This is a genomic window from Marinibacterium profundimaris, from assembly GCF_002210095.1.
GTDB lineage: Bacteria > Pseudomonadota > Alphaproteobacteria > Rhodobacterales > Rhodobacteraceae > Marinibacterium > Marinibacterium profundimaris.
Window position 1 is genome coordinate 1 of sequence record NZ_AQQR01000052.1, and the last position, 2275, is coordinate 2275.

Below are 2275 nucleotides of genomic sequence, written 5' to 3' on the forward strand. Positions count from 1 at the left end.
AGGCGCTGTAGTCGATGCGGCCATTGAAGCCGGAGCTGTCGAGGTCCATTTTCAGTGCGCCGCCAGACACGCCGGTATCCGCGCCGTTAGTGGTGGCCGTATTCACGGTGAGGGCACCGGTGCCCGAGACGGTGACGACATTGTTGACCAGCACATCACGCGCAGCGGTGAGGGTGAGGCGGTTAGATGCCCATGCGAGCGCATCGGTGATGATGATATCGCCCGAGCCTGCGGTGCCGCCGCCGGAAGATTCAATCGTGATGTCGCCGCCTGCGAGGTTGGTTTGCAGTGTGGCGACGCTGATGTCACCGCCCGTGCCGATGGTGAAGTCCTGCGGGTCGAGCAGCCAGAGGCCGGTGGTGTCTTTCGGGCCGCGTGTCGTTACGCGGGTGGTGTCGCCGATGCTCAGCGTGTTTTTGCCTGAGGTTTCAACAAAACCGTCGCCGCCGGTCGCGGTAATGCTGCCGCTGAGGTCGGTGTGATCGTCCGACCAGATCATCACATCGCCGCCACCGGTCGCGCCATCGGCTTTGATGGTGGCATCGGCGGTCATGGTTTTACGGGCGCGGGCATCGACGCTGCCGCCTTTGCCGGAGCCAGAGGAAACATCGAGCGTGCCGGAGAGGATAACTGTGTCCGCTCCGCCGATGATGATCTTGCCGCCCTGCTGGCGGATGGTGGGGGCCTTCAGCTCGCCCTCGATGGTAATGAGGCTGTTGACGATGTCGCGGCCCTGCGCGGCAGTCAGGGCAATGGTGCCGCCTTCGGCGTTGATGCTGCCCGTATTGGCGACAAGCTGGGCGGTTACGGCATCGCTAACACCGATTTCATACAGTCCATCGCCATATAGATCGACCATGAAACTGTTGCCAGAGGCTAATTGCACCTTGCCCAGCTTAGCGGTGATGATCCCGCTGTTTTCGACATGGGGCGCGACAAGGCCGATTAATCCGGCTTCTTTGGCGGTGATGGTGCCGCGATTGATGATTTTCGCATTCGGGTTGCCGGGCTTGGTGAATGCGAGCTTGCCCGCCATAAAGTCCCGATTGTCTATGTCGGCAGTGGTGGCAATCAGCCCGTTCACATCGACCTTTGACGTTCCTTCGAATAACACCCCATTGGGGTTGACGATGGCGATATTGCCGTTGGCCTTGAGGTTGCCCGCAATCGTGCTGGCTGTGTCGCTATTCACGCGGTTCAGGGTCATCGAGCCGCTGCTAGGCTGATGAAATTGAGTGGTTTCTGAGGGGGCAATATCAAAACCGCGCCAGTCGATAATGGCTTTATCGGTCTGCTGGTGAATATCGAGCCTGTTACCGGAATTACTGATGCTCGCCTGACCCGCCGAAACCGTCCCGCCCTGTGGATTGGCATAAACGGGCGCAGCGGCCATCAACCCTAGCGCCAATAAACTTGCACTGCAAAGCGAACTCGTCCGATGTAATAAACACTTTTCCACGCCTACCATTTTCGCATTTCGGCGTTAAAAAAGGCTTAATTTACATTAAAATAAGCCTCAAATAGCGTTATTGGAAACCGATTACCCACAAGAAAAACAACAGGCGCATCAATAAAACGAAACACAAAGCGCCCAAAGTTTCTTTTTTAACGCTTTATTAATGGAAAGCAAGTAAAATGGAGCGATATGCGTCTAATCCCCACATTGGCCAAGTTAACGATTTTCATCGCGGTCATTTTATCGACAGCGGTTTCAGCGCAGGCCGGTCTTTTAAAAGACCTCAAGCGGCAAGTTACAGGCGTATCGGAAGCGGTCTCACGCTATGATGATATTGCTTACGGCAATGACTCTGCTCAGAAGCTGGATCTGTATGTTCCAGCCCACAAGGACAAGAGGTTGCTGCCAGTCTTGATGTTTGTGCATGGTGGCGCATGGGCGATTGGTGATAAAGGCAATCACGCCGACAAAGCGACCTTGTATAATCGTAATGGGATCATCTTTGTTTCGGTTGGCTATCGGCTGCACCCGAATGGGGCTTACCCTCGACAACCCGCAGACATCGCGGCCGCGACTAAATGGGTATATGATCATATTCAGGAGTATGGGGGCGATCCTAAGCAAATTCATATTTCAGGTCACTCGGCTGGGGCGCATTTGGCCGCTTTAACGGCAACGGATCCTCAGCATCTCGGGCGGTTTGGACTATCGACGCAGATTTATCAATCTGTGACTTGTGACGATTCTGCGAGTTATGACCTTGTGGAGTCCGTGCCGCGCAAAAAGAACATTCAGAAAGTGATTGATGAAACATTCGGC

Annotated in this window: 2 protein-coding genes; one reads left to right on the forward strand and one right to left on the reverse strand. The window is 54.9% G+C overall.

Going from position 1 to position 2275, the window contains the following annotated elements; translation table 11 throughout:
- On the reverse strand, positions 1-1393 hold a 1393-nt coding region (locus ATO3_RS28305; protein WP_158218090.1), incomplete at its 3' end, for a two-partner secretion domain-containing protein.
- A 270-nt stretch (positions 1394-1663) separates the two neighbouring features.
- On the opposite strand from ATO3_RS28305, the gene ATO3_RS28310 reads away from it, so the two are divergent.
- A partial coding sequence (locus tag ATO3_RS28310) for an alpha/beta hydrolase (protein ID WP_158218091.1) occupies positions 1664-2275 on the forward strand: 612 nt, incomplete at its 3' end.